The sequence below is a fragment of the Streptomyces sp. NPDC026377 genome (assembly GCF_055567715.1).
Genome location: NZ_JBVHPV010000010.1, coordinates 130,918 through 148,878, shown reverse-complemented (window position 1 = coordinate 148,878; position 17,961 = coordinate 130,918). Strand labels below are relative to the sequence as shown.

The window sequence follows — 17,961 nt, the reverse complement described above, 5'->3', positions numbered from 1 at the left end:
CGCCCCGACGACCCTCAGGGACCGATCATGCTTCCCCTCTCCGCCTCGCAGGAGATCGTCTGGCTGCACGAGCAGATGCAGCCCGGCAGCCGTGCCTACAACTTCACCGCCGCGCTCGACCTGTGGGGCCCCCTCGACGCCGAGGCCCTGCGCGAGGGACTGGCCGCCACCCTGGCGCGCCACGCGGGCCTGCGGCTCGAACTCGTGGACCGGCCGGGGTCGGTGCCCGGACAGCGGGTCGCGCCGCGGTGCGGGCCGAGGCTGCACACCGCCGACCTCAGCGGCGAGGACGACCCCGAGACTGCCTTCCAGAACCTGTTGCGCCGCGAGGCCGAGACCCCGCTCGACACCTTCGAGGCGCCCCTGATCCGCTGGACGCTCGTCCGCCTCGGCGAGCGGCACCACCGGCTCGTCCACGTCGAGCACCATCTGATCCACGACGGCCACTCGTTCGCGATCCTGCTCGACGACGTCTTCCGCACCTACCGCGCCCGCGTCACGGGGGAAACCCTCACGCTCCCGCCCGCCCCCTCCTACGCCGATCACGTACAGGCCCGGTCCGGGGCGGCCTTCGCCCCCGAGTCCCTGGAGTTCTGGCGGTCCGTCCTGCGCGACCAGCCCCACGACCTGCCGCTGCCCGGCCTCACCCGGCCGGGCGCCCGCCGCAGACACCACGGCGGCCAGCTGCGCCAGACGATCGGCGCCGACCTCGCCGAGCGGCTGCGCGCCCATGCCCGTGAGCGCGGCCTCACCCCCTTCGCCACGCTCCTGGGGCTCTTCGCCGAGCTGCTGCGGCGCCACAGCGGCCGCTCCCGGATGGTCATCGGCACCGCCGTCGGCAACCGGCCGCTGGGGTACGAGGACGCGGTCGGCATGTTCGTCAACACCATCCCGCTGCCGCTCGCCCTGGACGCCGCCCTTCCGGCCCAGGACACCATGGACGAAGTCACCGACACCCTCATCCGCGCCCTGCCGCACCAGGACGTGCCGGTCCAGGAGCTGACCCGGGCGCTGGGCCTGCACACCTCCGGCGCCGACAACCCGCTCTTCTCGGTCATGTTCAGCGCCCACGACGCACCCCTGCCCGAGATCGACCTGCCCGGCCTGGACATCACCCTCTTCGAGGGGTTCAACACCGGGACCACCCGCTTCGACCTGGACGTGGTGCTGCTGCCGGACGACCGGCGCGGCGTCACCACCCGCCACGGCGCGCCCGGCATGACCCTGGTCTGGGACTACGACGCCGACCTGTTCGGCGAGGACGTGGCCCGGCTGCTGTCCGGCCGCTTCCTGGACCTGCTGCGCGCCTACCTCGACGCTCCCGCCGCCCCGCTGGCCGACCTGGCCCCCGCCCCCGTGGAAGCGGCCGCCGAGGCCGTGCCCGTACCGCCGCCCGGCCGCGATCTGCTGGACCCGGTGGCCGCCCACCACCCGTCGCTGCCCGCCCTGCTGTGCGGGGCGCGCCGGGTGACGTACGGCGAACTGGACGAGCGGGTCGCCTCTCTCGCCGAGCGGCTGCGCGCCGCGGGGGTCGCGCCGGGACAGCCCGTGGCGGTCGTCCTGCCCCGCGGCGCCGAATCCGTCACCGCGCTCCTGGCCTGTCTGCGCACCGGCGCCGTCTACTGCCCGCTCTCCCCCGCCGACCCGCCCGCCCGCACCGCCCTGCTGCTCCAGCGGCTGGCCCCGGCGCTCGTGCTCACCGCCGAGGGCGGCCCGGACCTGCCGGAGGGCCTGCCCGTCGCCCGGATCGACGCCCCCGTACTGCCCCGCGCCCACACGGCCGACGTCCTGCCCGGCGCCACCTACGTCATCCACACCTCCGGCTCCACCGGGACGCCCAAGCCGGTCGCGGTGGGCCGGACGGCCCTGGAGCACCATCTGACCGCGACCGCCGACCGGTTCGCCCTCACCAGCGCCGACCGGGTCCTGATGTTCGCGCAGCCGTCCTTCGACGTGGCGCTGGAGGAGGTGCTGCCCACCCTGCACGCGGGGGCGTGCCTGGTGGTGCCCGAGCACGAGGTGCCCACCGGAGCCGAGCTGGCCGGGCTCCTCGCCGCCGCCCGGGTCACCGTAGCCAACCTCCCCACCAGCTACTTCCTGGCCACCCGCGAAGAGCTGCGCCCCGCACTGCGCGAGGAGAGCTGGGCGCCCCGGCTCCTGGTCCTGGGCGGCGAGCGCCTGCCCGCCGAGACCCTGCGCGGCATCCTGGCCGACACCGGGGCCACCGTCCTCAACGCGTACGGCGTCACGGAGGCCGCCATCACCTCCACCGTCCACGAGGTCTCCCGCGAGGGCCTGGCCGAAGGCGCCGAGGTCCCGCTGGGGACCGAACTGCCGGGCGAGCGCGTTCACGTCCTGGACGCCCACCACCGCCCGCTGCCCGACGGCGCCGTCGGTGAACTGGCCATCGCCGGGCCCGGCCTGGCCGAGGGCTACCCCGGCAACGCGGAGGTGACGGCCGCCCGCTTCGTCACCGTGGACGCGCTCGGCGGGGAGCGGGTCTACCTCACCGGCGACCTCGGCTACCGCGGCCTGGACGGTCTGCTGTACTTCCTCGGCCGTCGCGACAACCAGGTCAAGCTGCGCGGGTACCGCATCGAGCTGGAGGAGATCGAGGCGGCGGCCTCCGCGGCGCTCGGCGGCCGGTCGTGCGCCGTCGTCCTGGACGCGGAGAGCCCGGCCGCTCCCCGGCTCGTCGGCTTCTTCGAGGAGGGCGCCGGCCCCGTCGGGGTGGACGAGAAGGCGCTGCACGCCGAGTTGAGCCGGCGGCTGCCCGGAGCCCTCGTGCCCGCCCGGTGGGCCCGTCTGGAGACCATGCCGACGCTGGCGGGCGGCAAGCCGGACCGTACGGCCCTCACCCGCCGCGCGGTCGCCCTCGACCCGGCGGCACCCGCGACCGAGGCCGGGACCGAGGCCGCCGACGCCGGGTCCGCCGCCGTGCCCGACGACCCGATGACGGCCCTGCTGGCCGACGGCTGGCGCGAAGTGCTGGGCCACAGCCGCTTCGACGCCGGATCCCACTTCTTCCGCATCGGCGGCCATTCGCTGCTGGCCGCCGAGCTCGCGGCCTGGCTGGAGCCCCACCTGGGCACCCGCCCGCCCCTGAAGGTGCTCTTCCGCAACCCCGTCCTCGCCGACCAGGCCGACGCCCTCGCCGCCACCGCCCCCCTCTCCACGGAGTCCTGATGATCCACTCCCCCGCCCTCCCCGAGACCACCCCCGTCAGCGCGGACACCGCCACGGCACCGAGCATCGCGCACGGCCCCGCCGCCGAACCGACCAACGTCGTCGCCCGCTTCGAGGAGTGGGTCCGGCGCGCCCCGCAGGCCCCGGCCGTCGTCGACGGCGCGCGCACCTGGACGTACGAGGAGCTCGACGCCGCGGCCGAGCGCGTCGCCGCCGCCCTGCGCGAGCGCGTACGCCCCGGTGACCTGGTCGGCGTCTGCCTCGACCGGTCCACCGCACTGGTGGTGACCGCCGTCGCACTCGCCCGGATCGGCGCCGTCTACCTGCCGCTGGGCCCGCGCCCCGGCGAGCGCCGCACCCAGGCCGTCACCGAGGATCTCGACCTCGCCTGCCTCGTCGGCGACCCGGGGGTGCTGCCCCGGGCCCACCGGGACGGGGAGCACATCGCGCTGCCCCTGCCCACCGACGGCGTGAACGCGCCGGGCGGCCCGGTGGCCGCGTTCGCCGCCCGCCCCGAGAGCGCGCGCCGCGCGCCCGAGGGCACCCTGTACGCCGTCCTCACCTCCGGGTCCACCGGCCGCCCCAAGGCGGTCGCCGTGGGCGAGGCCTCGCTGTCGGTCGCCCTGGACTGGTACCGGGCGGCCACCGCGCTGGCCCCCGGCGACCGGCAGTCGCTGCTCATCGGCGTCGCCTTCGACCCGCACCTGCTGGAGCTGTGGGCGGGGCTGACCTCGGGCGCCGCCCTCGTTCCTGCCCCCGACGACACCCGCTGGGACGCGGCGCTGCTCACCGACTGGTGGCGCGAGGCGGAGGTGACCGTGTGCGTGGCGGCGACCCCGACCGTCGAGCCGCTCCTGGACCGGCCCTGGCCCTCGGACCTGAAGCTGCGTCACCTCGTCGTCGGCGGCGACCGCATGCGCCGCCGCCCCGGACCGGACGTCACCGCCACGGTCCACAATGCCTACGGCCCGGCCGAGGCGACCGTCCTCACCACCACCTACGCGATGCGCGCCACCGATCCGCCCGCGGGCGAGACGGCCCCGCCGCCGATCGGTACGCCGCTGCCGGGCGTCACCGTCGTCGTCACCGATGGCGACGGCAACCCCGTGGCCCGGGGGCGGGACGGTGAACTGCGCCTCGGCGGCCACTGCCTGGCCCTCGGCTACCTCGACCCCGAGCTGACCGCGCGGCGCTTCACCGCGCCCCCCGAGCACCCGGCGCTGAAGGCCACGGGCCGTCTGTACCGCACCGGAGACCGGGTGCGGATGGCCGCGGACGGCACCCTGGAGTTCCTCGGCCGCCTCGACAGCCAGGTCAAGATCAGCGGCGTGCGGATCGAACTCGCCGAGGTGGAGGCCGCCTTCGAGCAGGACGCCCGGGTGCGCACGGCCGTGGTCACCGTGGCGCGCGACGGCTCCGGCCTCGCCCGTCTGGTCGCCCACCTCAAGGCCGCCGACACCGCGCCGCCCGCCGCCGACCTGCTGGAGGCGGTCCGCGCCTGGCTCCCCGAGCAGGCCGTGCCCGCCGCCGTACGGTTCGTCGACGCCTATCCGCTCGACGCCAACGGCAAGGTGGACCGCCCCGCCCTGGCCGCCCACACCCCCTCCCCCGAAGCGCCCCCGACCCGGGCGGACGACCTGGCCGGTGCCACCCCGGGCGAGCGGCTGGTCCTGGCGACCGTACGCGACCTCCTGGGGCGGCCCGAGACCGTACTCGGCGACAACTTCACCGACATCGGCGGCACCTCCGTCGTCGCCGCGCGGCTGCTCGCGGCCGTCGAGCGCGCGAGCGGCGTCCGGCCGCGCGCCCACGAACTGCTGCGCAGCACCGACCTGGGCGCCTTCGCCGCCCTCCTCGACCAGCGCTGGACCCCGCGACCGGCAGGAGCCTGAGATGACACCCACCCCCGCGCGCCCGGCCACCACGCTGCCCGACCTGGTGGCCCGGCACGCCGCCCGCACCCCCGACGCCCTGGCCGTGGTCGACGGCGACACCACCCTGACCTACCGTCAGCTCGACCAGGCGGGACGCGCGCTCGCCGCGCATCTGCGCGAGCACGCGGTGGCGCCCGGCGACCGGGTGGCCCTGCTGACCACCCGCTCGGCCCGCACGGTCGTCGCACAGCTCGCCCTGTGGGGAGCCGGCGCCGTGTGCGTACCGCTCGATCCCGCGCAGCCCCGGCCCCGTACCGAGGCGATGATCGCCGACGCGGGCGTCACCCTCACCCTCGGCGACGCCAAGCTGCTGGACGCGGCCGGACTCGGCGGGCGCGTCCTGGCCCTGCCCGAAACCCCGCTGGGCGAGGGCCCGGCCATGGGCGGCGCCGCCCCCGAAGGCCCGGCCTTCATCATGTTCACCTCCGGCTCCACCGGCCGCCCCAAGGGCGTCACCATCGCGCACCGGGCCGTCGCCGAGCTGGTCACCGCCCCCGAGTACGTCACGGTCACCGCCCGCGACCGTGTGCTGTTCCACTCACCGATGACCTTCGACGCCTCGACGTTCGAGGTGTGGGTCGCGCTCGCCAACGGCGCCGCGGTCGTCGTGTGCACCGTGCCCCGGCCCTCCCTGGAGGACCTGGCCCGGCACGTCGAACGCCACGGTGTGACGGTGGCGTTCTTCACCACGGCCCTCTTCCACCAGCTCGCCGCCCGGCGCTCGCGGGTCTTCGCCCAGCTCCGCTCGGTCGTCGTGGGCGGCGAGGCGATGGCCGCGGGCCACGCCCGTGACGTGCTGACCGCCTTCCCGTGGCTGGAGCTCGTCAACGGCTACGGGCCGACCGAGACCACCACCTTCGCCACCGCCCACACCGTCACCGTGCACGACTGCGACGCGCCGCCGCCGATCGGCCGCCCCATCGCCGGGGCCACCGTCCACGTCCTGGACGCCGACAAGAACCCCGTCCCCGACGGCGACCGGGGCGAGCTGTGGGTCGGCGGCACCCGGCTCGCCGACGGCTACGCGGGCCGGCCCGAGCTGACCGCCGAGCGCTTCGTCGACCACCCCGCCGCCGGGCGCCTCTACCGCACCGGCGACCTGGTCTCCGCCCGCCCCGACGGCGTCCTGGACTTCCACGGACGCAACGACGACCAGATCAAGGTCCGCGGCTTCCGCATCGAACCCGGCGAGGTCGAACACGCTCTGCGCCGGGAGGCACAGGTGGACGACGCGGCCGTCACGGTCGACGGCGCGGGGACGCCCGAGGCGCGTCTGGTCGCGTTCGTCGTCGCCGCGCCCGGCCCGGTACCCACCGCCTCCGCGCTGCGCGAACGGCTCGCCGCCGTCCTGCCCGCCCATCTGGTGCCGGACACCCTCACCCTGGTGGAGCGGCTTCCGCTGACCCCGTCCGGCAAGGTCGACCGACGCGCGCTGGTCCAGCGCCCCCGGGCCGCCCAGGAGCGGGCCGAGGCGCCCGCTCCGGCGATGAGCCCGCTGGAGCAGGCCGTCGCCGAGGTGTGGAGCCGGTCCCTGGGCAGCGAAGTCACCCAGGGCGAGGCCGACTTCCTCACCCTGGGCGGTCACTCCCTGCTCGCCCTGGCCGTCACCGACGACCTGCGCGAGGAGCTGGGCGTCGAGCTCTCCCTGGCCGACTTCTTCGCCGCCCCGACCGTCGCCGCCCAGGCCGCCCTCATCGAGCGGGCGCTGCTGTCCGCCCACAGCGACCTCCACCCCCGCACCCCGGAGCACAGCGATGTCCACTGACGCCGACGCCACGGCGCGAGCCGAGCACCAACGGCTCCAGCTCGAACTGCTGCGCAGGGCCCGCGCGGGCGCCGCCCGGCGCTCCCCCACGGCCCCGGCCGCCCCCGGGGACAGCGCCCCGAGGCCGGGCCGTCTGCCCCTGTCCCGTGCCCAGCGCCGCATGTGGCTGATGAAACGGCTCGGCGGCGCCGGCGACTCCTACCACGTCCCCTTCGCCACCCGGGTGCGCGGCCCGTTCGACCCGGCCGCGCTCGCCACCGCCCTGCGCGCACTGGTGGCCCGGCACACGATCCTGCGCACCTGTTACGGGGAGGACGAGGGCGAGCCCTTCCAGGAGGTGCTACCGGCCCCGGCCGCCATCGCCGTACCCGTCGTCGAGGCGGACGCGGCCGAGGCCCCGGCGCTGCTGCGGGCCGAGACGGCCCGGCCGTTCGACCTCGCGGCGGGCGAGGCGGTACGGGCCCGCGTCCTGCGCCACGGGGAGCAGGACCACACCGTACTGCTGACGTTCCATCACATCGCCATCGACGGCGGCTCCCTGGACACCGTGGCCGACGAGCTCGCCGCGCTCTGCACGGCGGCCACCGAAGGGGGTGACCCGCCCTTCCCGGACGCGCCGCCGCAGTACGCCGACCACGCCCGCCGCGAGCACGAGGGGATACCGGGCCTCGGGGCGGAGCTGGACCGCTGGAGCGCCCTGCTCGCCGACGCCACCCCGCCCCGCCTCCCGGCTCCCGCGCCCTCGGCGTCGTCCGCCACGGCCCATCCGGCGGCGGTCCACACCGTGCCGCTCGCGCCCGCGCTGCCGGACGCCCTGCGCACCCTGGGCGCCGGACACCGGGCCACGCTCTTCGCGGTGTCGCTCACCGCCGCGTTCGCCGCGCTCCACCGCCTCACCGGCGACGACGACCTCGTCATCGGCGTGGCGGGCACCCACCGCACCGGCGCCGCCATGCGCGGCCTGGTCGGGCTGTGCGTCAACACCCTGCCCGTCCGCGTCGACGTCTCGGGGGACCCGTCCTTCGCCGCACTGCTGCACCGCGTACGCGACGCGCTGCTTCAGGCCCAGCGCCACCGGCACATCCCGTTCGACCTCGCCCTGGAACGCCTCGGCGCCACGGCACGCGGCGCCGACGGCACCGCGCTGGTCCGCGTCACCTGCGACGTGCTGGGCGAGCCCACCGTCCTCCGGCTGCCCGCCACCTCGGCCGAGTACGTCGACGTGCCCACCGGCGGGGCCAAGTTCACCCTGTCCTACGGCCTCGCACTCGGCGGCACCGAACGGCCCGCCGCCCTGGTGCAGTTCGACCCCGGCGCGCTGGACGAGGCCGCCGCCGAGGCGACCGTACGGGACTACGCCGCCCTGCTCGACGCGGCGGCGGACGACCCGGAGCTCGCCCTGAGCCAGGTGCCCGGGCTCGGCGCACCGCACCGCCGCGGCAGCCAGGACGCGGCGGCGTCCGATCCTTCCACGCACGCCCCCGCCGAGGGCGGCACCCACCCGGCCGTCCAGATCCTGCGCGCCCACCCGGGGGTCGCCGAAGCCCTGGTCGTCCAGCCCGGGCAGGGGCGGCCGGTCGCCTACGCCGTCCTCACCGACAGCACCGGCCCCTCCGGCAACGACCTGCTCGGCCTGCTGCGCCGCTCGCTCCCGGCCACGTCCGTGCCCGCCGCGGTCACGGTCCTCGACGCGCTGCCGCGGACGCCCGGCGCTCTGCCGGGTACACCCGCACCGCCCGCCCTCGCCGGAGCGCGGGCCACCGCCGTCACCGAGGCGTTCGCCGCGCTGCTCGGGCGCACCCCGCCGCCCGACGGCGACTTCTTCGAACTGGGCGGCCACTCCCTGGTGGCCGTGCAGCTCGCCGAGCGGCTGCGTACCGGGCTGGGTCTGCCGCTCACCGGCCTCGACGTGCTCCAGGCCCGCACACCCCGGGCACTCAGCGCGCTCCTGGACGAGCGCGCGGCCCAGCAGGCTGCTGCCAAGGCCACGGCCACGGCCAGGCCCTCCCGGTCCCGGGCCGCCCGCCCCGGCACGGTGCTGGTCACCGGCGCGACCGGGGGCGTCGGCGCGTTCGTGCTGCGGGAGCTGGCCGCCCGGGGCCGCCCCGTGCTGGCCCTGGCCCGGCCCGAGTCCGCCCATCTGGTCGCCGCCGAGGGCGTCGACGTCGTCGAGGGCGACCTCACCGACCTGGCCGGACTGCGCGACGCCGTCGCGGCCGCGGACGCCGTCGTCCACGCCGCCTCCACCTTCACCCGGCCCGACGTGGACCTGGCGGCCATGGAGGCGATGGTCGCGGCGTGGCGCGGCGGGCCGTTCGTCTTCGTCAGCAGCGTCGACGCCTACGGACACCCGCACGCCCAGCGGGTCGTGGAGGAGTCCCCGCCCCGCGAGCCCCTCAGTCCGTACGGCAGGGCCAAGGCCGACTGCGAGGCCCTGGTGCTGCGCGCCGCGGGCACCGACGGGCGCGGCGGGGCGAGCGCCGTGCGGTCCCCGATCGTCTGGGGCGCGCACGAGCGGCTGCGCGAGCAGTTGCGCTGGGGTGCCATCGGCACGCTGTATCAGGGCGCCGTACGGGGCGAGGCGGTCGAGGTGCCGCGTCCCGGCGCCGGTGGCCACCCCTGGTACGGCGCCGCCTGGGTGCACGCGGCGGCCCTGGCCCGCGCGGTGGCCGAGTGCCTGGACCGCCCCGTCCACGGCGTCGCCAACGCCGTGAGCGGCCACGTCTCCTGGCACGACCTCGCCCGGGACCTCACGGACCTGCTCGGCACCGACGCCGAGGTCCGCGAGAGCGAAGACGTCCCCCGCGACCTGGACCACCGCTGGCACTACGACAGCCACCGGCTGGCCCGTCCGCTCCGGCCCCGCCCGGGCGAGGGCCGCAGGAGCGTACTGGCCGAGATGATCGGCGGAATGCGGGACGGCACTGCCTGACGACTCGTCACCCACGCTGACCGACAGTCGGGGTGGGCATCCCCGGGGAGCCGGTGACACGGCAGCACGGCAGCACGGCAGCACGGCAGCACGGCACCGACGGAAAACGACCGAAGCCTGCGGTTGTCTTCCGTCGGTCCGCCGCCCAAGCTGCCAGTGCCACAACTCATCCCCCGGGAGGCTTCATGACCAACCGCGTGGACCAACCGCGCCCCCTCGACCTGGTCGGCGACCCGATCCACGTCGGCGGTGTCGCCACCGGCTTCGAGGCCACTCTGGAGTACCGCGTCAGCGACGGCCACCAGCAGGTGACCGGCACGTTCGCGGCGGGCGGCGGCACCGGCGAGCACGGGCAGTTCCACTTCACGGTCGACGTGGGCCGCACCGCCTTCCGGGCCGACCGGCTGCTCGTGCAGGTCTTCGAGGCGCGGGCCAGGGACGGCGGCCAGCTCAACGCCGTCACCGTTCCGGTCATCTACGGGCCGCACATCGTGCCCGGTTACTACGGCTACCGCGAGCACACCGTGGCGAAGGGCGAGACGCTGTCGGCGCTGGCCAAGACGTACTACGGCAACGCCGCGCTCTATCCGCGCATCGTCCGGGCCAACCCGGCCCAGATCACCGACCCCGACAGGATCGTGCCGGGACAGGTGCTCCGGATCCCGATCGGGTCATAGCCCCGGCCCGATCCGGACACCTTCCGGGCCCCCGGCCGCGCGCGGGACGTACGCCAGCCCGTGCGCGCCGGGCTCGCCCGTCTTGGCGATGTCCAGCCGGCCCACCTCCTCCAGCGTATGGAGGTCCACGACGTGGACGGTTGAGGAAACCACGCAGGACACGTACGCGAGCCGGCCGTCCGGCGAGGAGGTGATGGTCAGCGGGAAGAGCCCGACCTCCACCGCGCCCAGCCGCTCCCGCGTACCGGCGGAGAACACCGTGAGCCGGCCGGGGGCCTGGCGGCCGAGCCGGGACGCCGGGTCGGGTTCCGTCCGCAGCTCGCCCACCAGGAGCCGGTCCGTCGCGGTGAGGTGCACCGGCAGCACCACACCGTCCGTGGGCAGGGTGCCGACGACGGACGACGTCCGGGCGTCGATGACCGAGATTCCCGTGGCCGGGCGGTCACCTGCGTCCGAGAGGAAGGAACCGGCGTACGGCGACGCCACGTATACCTGGGAGCCGTCGCCGGACACGGCGAGTCCTTCGCTGCCGGGCACCTCGGCCTTCGCCGTGAGGACGCCCCGTTCGAGGTCGACGACGGAGACGAACGGCGCTTCTTTGTTGGTGGCGTAGCCCGTCCTGCCCGTGGGGTCGATGGCGAACCAGTGCGGGCCGGGCGCGTCCGTGTCGATCCTGCCCAGCGGGCGGCGGGTCAGCGTGTCGATCACCACGACTCCGCCGGGCCGGTCCGCCGAGCCCTCCACACTCACGTAGAGGCGGTGGCGTGCCGTGTCCAACGCCAGTCCGTGCGGGCCGTGTTCGGGGGCGAGGTCGATCACCTCGACGATACGGCGGGTGTCGGGGTCGATGACGGTCAGCTCGGTGCGTCGGCCGCCGTTGGCGTGGTAGTAGCCCGAGTCGTACGTCGTGGCGCACCACAGGAGGCGCTGCGTCGGATCGAAACACAACTCGTGGGGCTCGGCGAGGACGTCGATCGTGGCCACGTGCCGGTCGGAGGCGGCGTCGAAGAAGGAGACGGTGGGCCCGCTCTGGCTGACCACTGCCAGCAGATCGCCGTCTCGGCCGGCGCGGGGGGACTGGTGGGACCGGTGCACGGAAGGCTCCCTTGGAGGGTGGAGAGAACAGCACGCGAGGTGTCTCGCGGACCCCTTCACCCTCACCCCGGGTCGGCCCCGCGAACCATGCAAGAATGAGCACAACGTCATTGCCTCAGGCGTAAAGACGCAGCTCAGGAGCGGCTTTGGATCTCAATCTGCTGCGTGTACTGGATGTCCTGCTCCAGGAGAACAGCGTGACCCGCGCCGCCGAGCGGCTCGGGACGTCACCCGCGGCCGTCAGCCGTACGCTGGCCCGGCTGCGGCGCGCCGTCGGCGATCCCCTGCTGGTCCGGGCCGGGCAGGGCCTGGTCCCGACACCGCGCGCCCTGGAACTGCGGGACGAGGTCGGCGCGTTGCTGCGCGGCTGCGAGAACGTGCTGCGGCCCGGGGCCGGTTTCGACGCCGCGCACCTCCACCGCACGTTCACCGTCCAGGCCACCGACCTGCTCATGGCGGGGCTGGCCGGGACCCTGACCGACCGGATCGACGCGGAGGCGCCCGGGGTGGACGTGGTCTTCCTGCCGGAGGCCATGGAGGGCGGCCCGGCCCTGCGCCAGGGGCTGGTGGACGTGGAGCTCGGCGTCCTCGAACACCTCGACCCCGAGATCCGCACCCGGGCTCTCACCCGGACACCGCTGGTGGGCGTCGCCCGCAGCGGTCATCCACTCTTCGACGGGCGCATCACCGCCCGCCGCTTCGCCGCGGCCGGCCACATCGGCGTCTCCCGGCTCGGCAAACGCCTCGGGCCCATCGACGGCGCGCTCGCGGAGCTCGGGCTGCGCCGCCGGACGGCGGTCGTGGTGCCCAGCCATACGAGCGCGATGCTGCTGGCCCGGACCACCGACCTCGTCGCGCTCACCCTGGACGGCTGGCTCACGGACACCATCGCCGCCCTGGGGCTGCGCACCTTCTCGGTGCCTCTCGACCTGGCGCCCCTGGAGCTGGGGATGGCCTGGCACCCCCGCAACTCGGCGGACCCGGGCCACCGTTGGTTCCGCGACCGCCTGGCAGCCGCGGTGGCGGGCCCGTAGAGCCCTCCGGCGCGGGTGCTGCCGCCATGGACTTCCTCGGCACGGGACCGGAGGTCACTCCGTGACCGGTCGGCGTCAGCGCTCCCCCTCCGCCGTGCGCAGGTCGCACCAGACCACGGCGCTCTCATGGATGCTGCCGAGGGCGAGTCGGCCCCCGTGCTCGGCCACGCCGGTCACCATCCGGTAGCCGCGGCCCCGCAGTTCGCGCACCACCACGCCGTACGGGTCCACCTCGACCACGCGCGCGCCACCGAGGGCGGGCGGTGGCGGCAGCCGGCGGGCCGCCGCCGCCACGGCACGGCGCACCCGGGGCGCGGCTCGGTGCAGCAGGTCCAGTGGGGGCATGGGCGACCCGGCGAGCGCGACCCAGAAGCCGCCGCCCGGGCCGCGGGACAGGTTGTCGGGGTAGCCCGGCAGGTTTCCGGCCAGGGTGTCGTGGCGGCCCGAGGCGGGGCCGGTCAGCCACAGCCTGGTCAGTCGGCGTGCGCCGGTCTCGGCCACCGTCACGTACGACTCGTCGGGTGCGAGCGCCACTCCGTTCGCGAACTGGAGCCCGTCGAGCAGCACTTCGGGCTCGCTCCCGGGCGTGAGCCGTGCCAGCAGGCCGGTGGGTTCGTGCTCCACGATGTCGGACAGCCAGTCGTCGAGGCCGTGACGGCGGCTGGAGACGGTGAAGTAGACCGTGCCGTCCGCGGCGGCCACCGCGTTGCTGCAGAACCGCAGCGGCGCCCCCGCCACCGAGTCGGCCAGCACCTCGACGCCCGCCCCGCCGTCCGGGTCGGCGCGGAGCAGTCCGCGCTCCGCGTCGCACACCAGCAGCCGCCCGTCGGGCAGGACCTCGAGGCCCAGGGGACGCCCGCCGGTCCGCGCGACCTCGACGACGTCGGCGGAGCGCGCGGGTCCGCCCGGCCCGGGAAGACCGATCCGCAGGACGCGCCCGTCCGCGACACCGGCCACAAGGCGTCCGGAGGCGTCGAAGACCACGTCCTCGGGCCCGGTGCCGCCCAACTCCACGCGACGCAACGGCGGCAAGGGGGCCGGGGCCGGACGCCCTGCGGTGGTCCTCGGCATGACGGCCTTTCTCGTCGTCTCTTCCCCCGGGCTCTGTGGCGCTCCCCGGCCCCGGGACCGGTCCTCTCCCGCGCGACCTCCGCCGTACGGGAACGGCCTCTCCTGGATTCCCGGCCCCGGCCGCCGAAAACACCCCCGGCCCGGTTTCAGGCCGGGCGGTCCGCCCCGACCACCCATGATGTGCTGCGCGCCCCGGTCCGGAACATCGGCCGTCCGGGTCGGCCTTCCGCCCGCGCCGGGCTCGACTCCACCCTCCGCCCGCCCGGATCCGGTACGGTGCCTCGTCCAGTCCGTCCGTCAGCGTCCGCCGGCGCCGTCAGGAGACACCGTTGCCCGCCCCAGCCGAGACCTCCCGGGTGCTGGTCACCCTGTACGAGACCGTCGCCGCCGCCGAGGAGGGGCAAGGCGGCGCGTTGTGGCGGCTGACGGAGGGGGGCAGACAGCTCGACGCCAATCTGGTGCGCCTGTCGCCGGGGGCGTCCGTGGCCGAGCACGTGGAATCCGAACTGGATGTGCTGCTGGTCGTGGTCGAGGGCGCCGGACACCTCGACAACACGGTGGAGCGGCAGACCCTGGCGCCCGGCACCGTGGTCTGGCTGCCCCGCAGGGCCCGGCGCGCCCTGCTCGCGGGGCCGGACGGGCTCGCGTACCTCTCCGTGCACCGGCGGCGCCCCGGGCTGAAGATCGGCGTCCGCACCGCCCGTCCGGACGAAGGCGGTGAGGCGCCCTGCTCGCTGGACCGCGTCTGCCCGGCCTGCGGACGGATGGCGGCGGAAGCGGACGCGCGCTACTGCGCCCGCTGCGGCGAAAAACTGTCGAGTTAGGCGGCGCCGGCGGCTGATGGTCCCAACCAGTCCGGCGCCTACGTCCTCCGTACGAAGACAACGCCCTACCGAACTACCTCACTGGCGGCGGTGAAAACCTCGAATTCCCGATCGCCTCGCGATGCACGGGAATCCGGACCACCTTTCGCATGCCCCCGCGGGTCACCGGGCAGCGCCGTCGCACCCGCCCGTGTCCGCCCTCGGGCCGTCGCGCTCCGCCCCCGCCGCGCGGTCCACGGCGGCGAGCTCGGTGATGGCCGCCGACAGCCGCTTCTGGACCTGCCGGGGCAGGGGGACACCCCCGGCGGAGTCCACCACCTGCTGGGCCACGTGCCGCAGCTTGATGTTGGTGTTCTGGGACGTCATGACCAGCGCGGTCCAGGCGTTCTCCGCAGTGATGGCGAAGGCGGCCATCAGGACCCCGCGGGCCAGGTCGATGGTTCCCCGGCTCTCCATCGCTCGCCGCAATTGTGCGAGTTCCGCCCCTGGATCCGACTCGGCACCTCCACGGGGACCGGCCGAGTGTGACGGCTGCGCCATGGCCATCTCCCATGTGTCCAGGGTCCTGAGTCCATCCTCCGGGCCCAGAGTCGCGCCCGGACAGGACACACGTCAAGGGATACATGAAGCAGGATTCGTATGTTCCTATACATGAAGCCCAGGGCGTACGATCCGCTCATGGGTGAAGTACCGGAGCCGCACACAGGATGGACGTTCATCACCAGCCACGCGCGCGTGCTGGCGGTCATCGCCGAGAACCAGAACGCGCGGATCCGTGACATCGCCGCGCACTGCAGACTCACCGAACGCGCCGTACAGAAGATCATCGCCGATCTGGAACAGGCCGGTTTCCTCTCCCACACCCGCCAGGGACGCGGCAACACCTACCGGATCGAGCCGGGCAAGGTCCTGCGCCATCCGGCCGAGGCGGAGGCGGGCCTGACCGTCTCCGCGCTGCTCGCGCTGCTCGCCCAGGACGAGGAGCGCCGCGCCGAACTGCTCTGCGCCGACGCGCGCCCGCGTACCGGGAGAAGCGGCTGACCGACGGACCCCCGGGGACCGCCCCCGCCCCCGCGCGGATCCCCCGGGCGGGCGGCCCGGCGTGGCCGACGTCCGAGGCCCGTCACCACAGCGCCGGAATGGGCTTGTTGGCCCTTCGGCCACCACACTATCGTGCCCTGGTGGATCTCTTCCCGGACTCATGGGCGGCCCTGCTCACCGCGGTCGCCGAACTGCCCGACCAGGACTTCGAACGCCCCTCCGGCTGCACCGGCTGGCTCGTACGGGACCTCGTCTGCCACCTGATCGTCGACGCGCAGGACATCCTCATCACCCTGGCCACGCCTGCCGACACCGAACCGACCGCCGACGCGGTGACGTACTGGCACGTCGGGGACCACCCGCCGACCGGCGACGACCCGCTCGACGCGCTGACCGTGCGGCTGGCCGCCGCCTACGGGGACCCGGGGCTGCTCAGGTTCCACCTCGACGACGTGGGCTCGGCGGCCGGGCGCGCCGCCGCACTCGCGGACCCCGAGGGCCGCGTGAGCACCCGCGAGCAGGTCCTCACGGTGGACGACTACCTCTCCACGTACGTCATGGAGTCCACGCTGCACCACCTCGACCTCGTCGCGCACCTCCCGGCCGCCGCCGGGCCGCCCGCGGGGGGTCTGGCCCACTCCCGCGCGGCGCTGGAGGCGATCGCCGGGGCCGCCTTCCCCGCCTCGTTCACCGACCGCGACGCTCTCCTGGTCGGCACCGGCCGCCGGGCGCCGGGCGAGGCGGAGCGGGCCGCACTCGGTGCGCTGGCCGGACGGCTGCCGTTCGTCCTGGGCTGACGGCGCGCCCCTGAAGCCCCTCTCCCTAGACAGGCTCTTACGGTACGGCCGGTGAGCAGGCACTTGTGTAGAGGTCGGCGAGGGTCCGGACGTGGCAGCACAGGGCCCATGGGTCGAGGGGCTTGAGCAGGATCCCCGCGGCGCCGAGGTCGAACGCGAGCCGGGCGAGCCGGTTGTCGCGGCTGGTGCCGGTGACCAGCAGCACGGGCAGAGCGCGGGTCTGGTCCAGACGGTGGAGGTAGGAGAGCGTCTGCAGCCCGTCGATGTGCGGCATCGCCACGTCCATCACCACCGCGGCGACGGGCTCCCGCAGCACCGTCTTGAGGGCCTGTTCGCCGCTGGTGGCCCGCAGGACGGGTCGGCCCAGCGGCATCAGGGCGTGTTCCAGGGCGAACAGATTGTCCTCGTGGTCGTCGACCAGCAGAAGAGCCTGTCCCTCACCCGGCGGGGAGGTGCTTTCGGGCATACGGGACGAGGGAAGTCGTACGGGCACAGATGGCTCCCACTGATCGGCTGTACGGCGATGAGCGGGGCAGCCGCTTCCTGACCACTCCGAAACGTGAGCATATCGACCTCACCGCCGCCACACCGGACGGTTGGGGTTTCTCGGCGATCCGCTCAACGGCCGGCCCGAACTCGCTCTACACTTCGCGCGCGCGGGAGCCGAGACCGTCCCCGGCCCATTGATCATCCCCGTGGCACAGGGCCCCTCACCCGTCCGTTTCCGCGCCCCCCGAGCGGCCCAGGGCATGGAGGTACTCCAAGGCGTCCAGAACGACGGTGTGTTCGTGCCACGCGAGCCAGCGCCCGACCTGCCGGCCGGTGGCGGTGAGTGCCTGCGCCTGGACCGGGTGCAGGGTCCTGGTGGGGTGTTCGAGGTGGGCCGAGACCATTCCCAGGCACGCACCCGACGCGTTGACCAGCGGAACGCTGTGGCAGGCGCGGCTGCCCGCCGCGAGGATGGTGTGCCGCGCCTCCTCGGTGAACACCGTGTCGGTGGCGACGTCGTGCACCGTGGTCAGCGCCACGTCCTTGGCCGCCTTCGCACATGACGTGCCGCTCTCGCCCACGAAGGCGAAGAAGTCGACGAACTGCTCACTGTGACCGGTGTGGTGCTCCATCCGCAGACCACGGGCGACCGGATCGCTGATCTGGACGTTGCCCATGTCCGTCCCCGTGATGGCCAGGGTCTGCGACAGGAGCGCGCCGAGCACCGCGCCCCGGTTGACGTGCCCGGGGTCGTCGAGGCCGACCGTGTCCAGCCGGGGCGGCTTCCCGCGCACCCGTCCCGGGAACCACAGCTCGGCGGGGCCGTCGGGTCTCGGTGTACGCACCACCGCGCCGGCCAGGGCGCGCAGCTTCACGTTGTACCGCTGCGAGGAGCGGCGCAGCAGGCTGAAGGCGCTGTCGGCGTCCGGGAGCCGGTAGCGCTCCTGGAGGATGCCCTGGGCGTGTGAGATCAGCGGTCGGCCGCGGACCTGGGCCCGCAGGTCACGGATCTCCTTGCGCAGCCGCGCCGCTTCCTCGGCCGTGCCCTCCGCCGCCCACCCGCCGGGCACGCCCTCTTCGCTCATCCCCTCCACGTCATTCTCTTCCGGACTGCGG

General features: G+C 74.9%; 14 protein-coding genes. 9 read left to right on the top strand and 5 right to left on the bottom strand.

Annotated elements, in window-relative coordinates:
- Positions 1-27 precede the first annotated feature (27 nt).
- The 5 genes from ACZ4MU_RS21805 (at position 28) to ACZ4MU_RS21785 (ending at position 10,494) form a co-directional block, all read left to right on the top strand.
- The gene (locus ACZ4MU_RS21805; RefSeq protein WP_467879048.1) at positions 28-3,186 is read left to right on the top strand and encodes a non-ribosomal peptide synthetase; all 3,159 of its coding nucleotides are present in this window, start codon (positions 28-30) and stop codon (positions 3,184-3,186) included.
- Entirely contained in the window at positions 3,186-5,078 is a 1,893-nt protein-coding gene (locus tag ACZ4MU_RS21800; RefSeq protein ID WP_467879046.1) for a non-ribosomal peptide synthetase, read from the top strand. Before ACZ4MU_RS21805 ends, ACZ4MU_RS21800 begins: the two co-directional genes overlap by 1 nt.
- Position 5,079: 1 nt before the next feature.
- Positions 5,080-6,885, top strand: a complete 1,806-nt coding sequence (locus ACZ4MU_RS21795) for an amino acid adenylation domain-containing protein (protein WP_467879043.1) — start codon at positions 5,080-5,082, stop codon at positions 6,883-6,885.
- On the top strand, positions 6,875-9,817 hold the full coding sequence (locus tag ACZ4MU_RS21790; RefSeq protein ID WP_467879041.1) for a condensation domain-containing protein: 2,943 nt from the start codon (positions 6,875-6,877) through the stop codon (positions 9,815-9,817). The genes ACZ4MU_RS21795 and ACZ4MU_RS21790 overlap by 11 nt, the downstream gene beginning before the upstream one ends.
- Positions 9,818-10,002: 185 nt before the next feature.
- Positions 10,003-10,494, top strand: a complete 492-nt coding sequence (locus ACZ4MU_RS21785; RefSeq protein ID WP_467879038.1) for a Gmad2 immunoglobulin-like domain-containing protein — start codon at positions 10,003-10,005, stop codon at positions 10,492-10,494.
- On the opposite strand, the gene ACZ4MU_RS21780 is transcribed toward ACZ4MU_RS21785, so the two are convergent.
- Positions 10,489-11,589 (bottom strand): YncE family protein, encoded by a 1,101-nt coding sequence (locus ACZ4MU_RS21780; RefSeq protein WP_467879036.1) that lies wholly within the window; start codon positions 11,587-11,589, stop codon positions 10,489-10,491. The genes ACZ4MU_RS21785 and ACZ4MU_RS21780 overlap by 6 nt on opposite strands.
- A 146-nt stretch (positions 11,590-11,735) precedes the next feature.
- On the opposite strand from ACZ4MU_RS21780, the gene ACZ4MU_RS21775 reads away from it, so the two are divergent.
- Positions 11,736-12,623, top strand: coding sequence for a LysR family transcriptional regulator (locus ACZ4MU_RS21775; RefSeq protein WP_467879033.1), 888 nt, complete (start codon positions 11,736-11,738; stop codon positions 12,621-12,623).
- A 75-nt stretch (positions 12,624-12,698) separates the two neighbouring features.
- Here the strand turns inward: ACZ4MU_RS21775 and ACZ4MU_RS21770 are convergent, their stop codons facing one another.
- Positions 12,699-13,694: an SMP-30/gluconolactonase/LRE family protein gene (locus ACZ4MU_RS21770; protein ID WP_467879031.1), complete on the bottom strand. Its 996-nt coding sequence runs from the start codon at positions 13,692-13,694 to the stop codon at positions 12,699-12,701.
- 329 nt (positions 13,695-14,023) lie between these two features.
- Here ACZ4MU_RS21770 and ACZ4MU_RS21765 point away from each other — a divergent pair, with 329 nt between their 5' ends.
- The gene (locus ACZ4MU_RS21765) at positions 14,024-14,518 is read left to right on the top strand and encodes a hypothetical protein (protein WP_467879028.1); all 495 of its coding nucleotides are present in this window, start codon (positions 14,024-14,026) and stop codon (positions 14,516-14,518) included.
- Between the two features lie 162 nt (positions 14,519-14,680).
- On the opposite strand, the gene ACZ4MU_RS21760 is transcribed toward ACZ4MU_RS21765, so the two are convergent.
- Positions 14,681-15,058, bottom strand: coding sequence for an ANTAR domain-containing protein (locus tag ACZ4MU_RS21760; RefSeq protein ID WP_467879336.1), 378 nt, complete (start codon positions 15,056-15,058; stop codon positions 14,681-14,683).
- A 138-nt stretch (positions 15,059-15,196) separates the two neighbouring features.
- On the opposite strand from ACZ4MU_RS21760, the gene ACZ4MU_RS21755 reads away from it, so the two are divergent.
- Both ACZ4MU_RS21755 and ACZ4MU_RS21750 read left to right on the top strand, forming a co-directional pair.
- Positions 15,197-15,559 (top strand): MarR family transcriptional regulator, encoded by a 363-nt coding sequence (locus tag ACZ4MU_RS21755; protein ID WP_467879026.1) that lies wholly within the window; start codon positions 15,197-15,199, stop codon positions 15,557-15,559.
- Between the two features lie 140 nt (positions 15,560-15,699).
- Positions 15,700-16,356 carry a maleylpyruvate isomerase N-terminal domain-containing protein gene (locus tag ACZ4MU_RS21750; protein WP_467879024.1) on the top strand — a complete coding sequence of 219 codons (657 nt, stop codon included), beginning with the start codon at positions 15,700-15,702 and terminating at the stop codon, positions 16,354-16,356.
- Between the two features lie 37 nt (positions 16,357-16,393).
- On the opposite strand, the gene ACZ4MU_RS21745 is transcribed toward ACZ4MU_RS21750, so the two are convergent.
- Both ACZ4MU_RS21745 and ACZ4MU_RS21740 read right to left on the bottom strand, forming a co-directional pair.
- Positions 16,394-16,822 (bottom strand): response regulator, encoded by a 429-nt coding sequence (locus ACZ4MU_RS21745; RefSeq protein ID WP_467879022.1) that lies wholly within the window; start codon positions 16,820-16,822, stop codon positions 16,394-16,396.
- A gap of 244 nt (positions 16,823-17,066) precedes the next feature.
- On the bottom strand, positions 17,067-17,930 hold the full coding sequence (locus ACZ4MU_RS21740; protein ID WP_467879019.1) for an ANTAR domain-containing protein: 864 nt from the start codon (positions 17,928-17,930) through the stop codon (positions 17,067-17,069).
- Positions 17,931-17,961 lie beyond the last annotated feature (31 nt).

Bases quoted from the DNA above. Each gene is read 5' to 3' on its own strand.
- ACZ4MU_RS21770 (WP_467879031.1), bottom strand. From the start codon at position 13,694: ATGCCGAGGACCACCGCAGGGCGTCCGGCCCCGGCCCCCTTGCCGCCG.
- ACZ4MU_RS21745 (WP_467879022.1), bottom strand. From the start codon at position 16,822: ATGCCCGAAAGCACCTCCCCGCCGGGTGAGGGACAGGCTCTTCTGCTG.
- ACZ4MU_RS21800 (WP_467879046.1), top strand. From the start codon at position 3,186: ATGATCCACTCCCCCGCCCTCCCCGAGACCACCCCCGTCAGCGCGGAC.
- ACZ4MU_RS21805 (WP_467879048.1), top strand. From the start codon at position 28: ATGCTTCCCCTCTCCGCCTCGCAGGAGATCGTCTGGCTGCACGAGCAG.
- ACZ4MU_RS21795 (WP_467879043.1), top strand. From the start codon at position 5,080: ATGACACCCACCCCCGCGCGCCCGGCCACCACGCTGCCCGACCTGGTG.
- ACZ4MU_RS21755 (WP_467879026.1), top strand. From the start codon at position 15,197: ATGGGTGAAGTACCGGAGCCGCACACAGGATGGACGTTCATCACCAGC.
- ACZ4MU_RS21760 (WP_467879336.1), bottom strand. From the start codon at position 15,058: ATGGCGCAGCCGTCACACTCGGCCGGTCCCCGTGGAGGTGCCGAGTCG.
- ACZ4MU_RS21790 (WP_467879041.1), top strand. From the start codon at position 6,875: ATGTCCACTGACGCCGACGCCACGGCGCGAGCCGAGCACCAACGGCTC.
- ACZ4MU_RS21785 (WP_467879038.1), top strand. From the start codon at position 10,003: ATGACCAACCGCGTGGACCAACCGCGCCCCCTCGACCTGGTCGGCGAC.
- ACZ4MU_RS21740 (WP_467879019.1), bottom strand. From the start codon at position 17,930: ATGAGCGAAGAGGGCGTGCCCGGCGGGTGGGCGGCGGAGGGCACGGCC.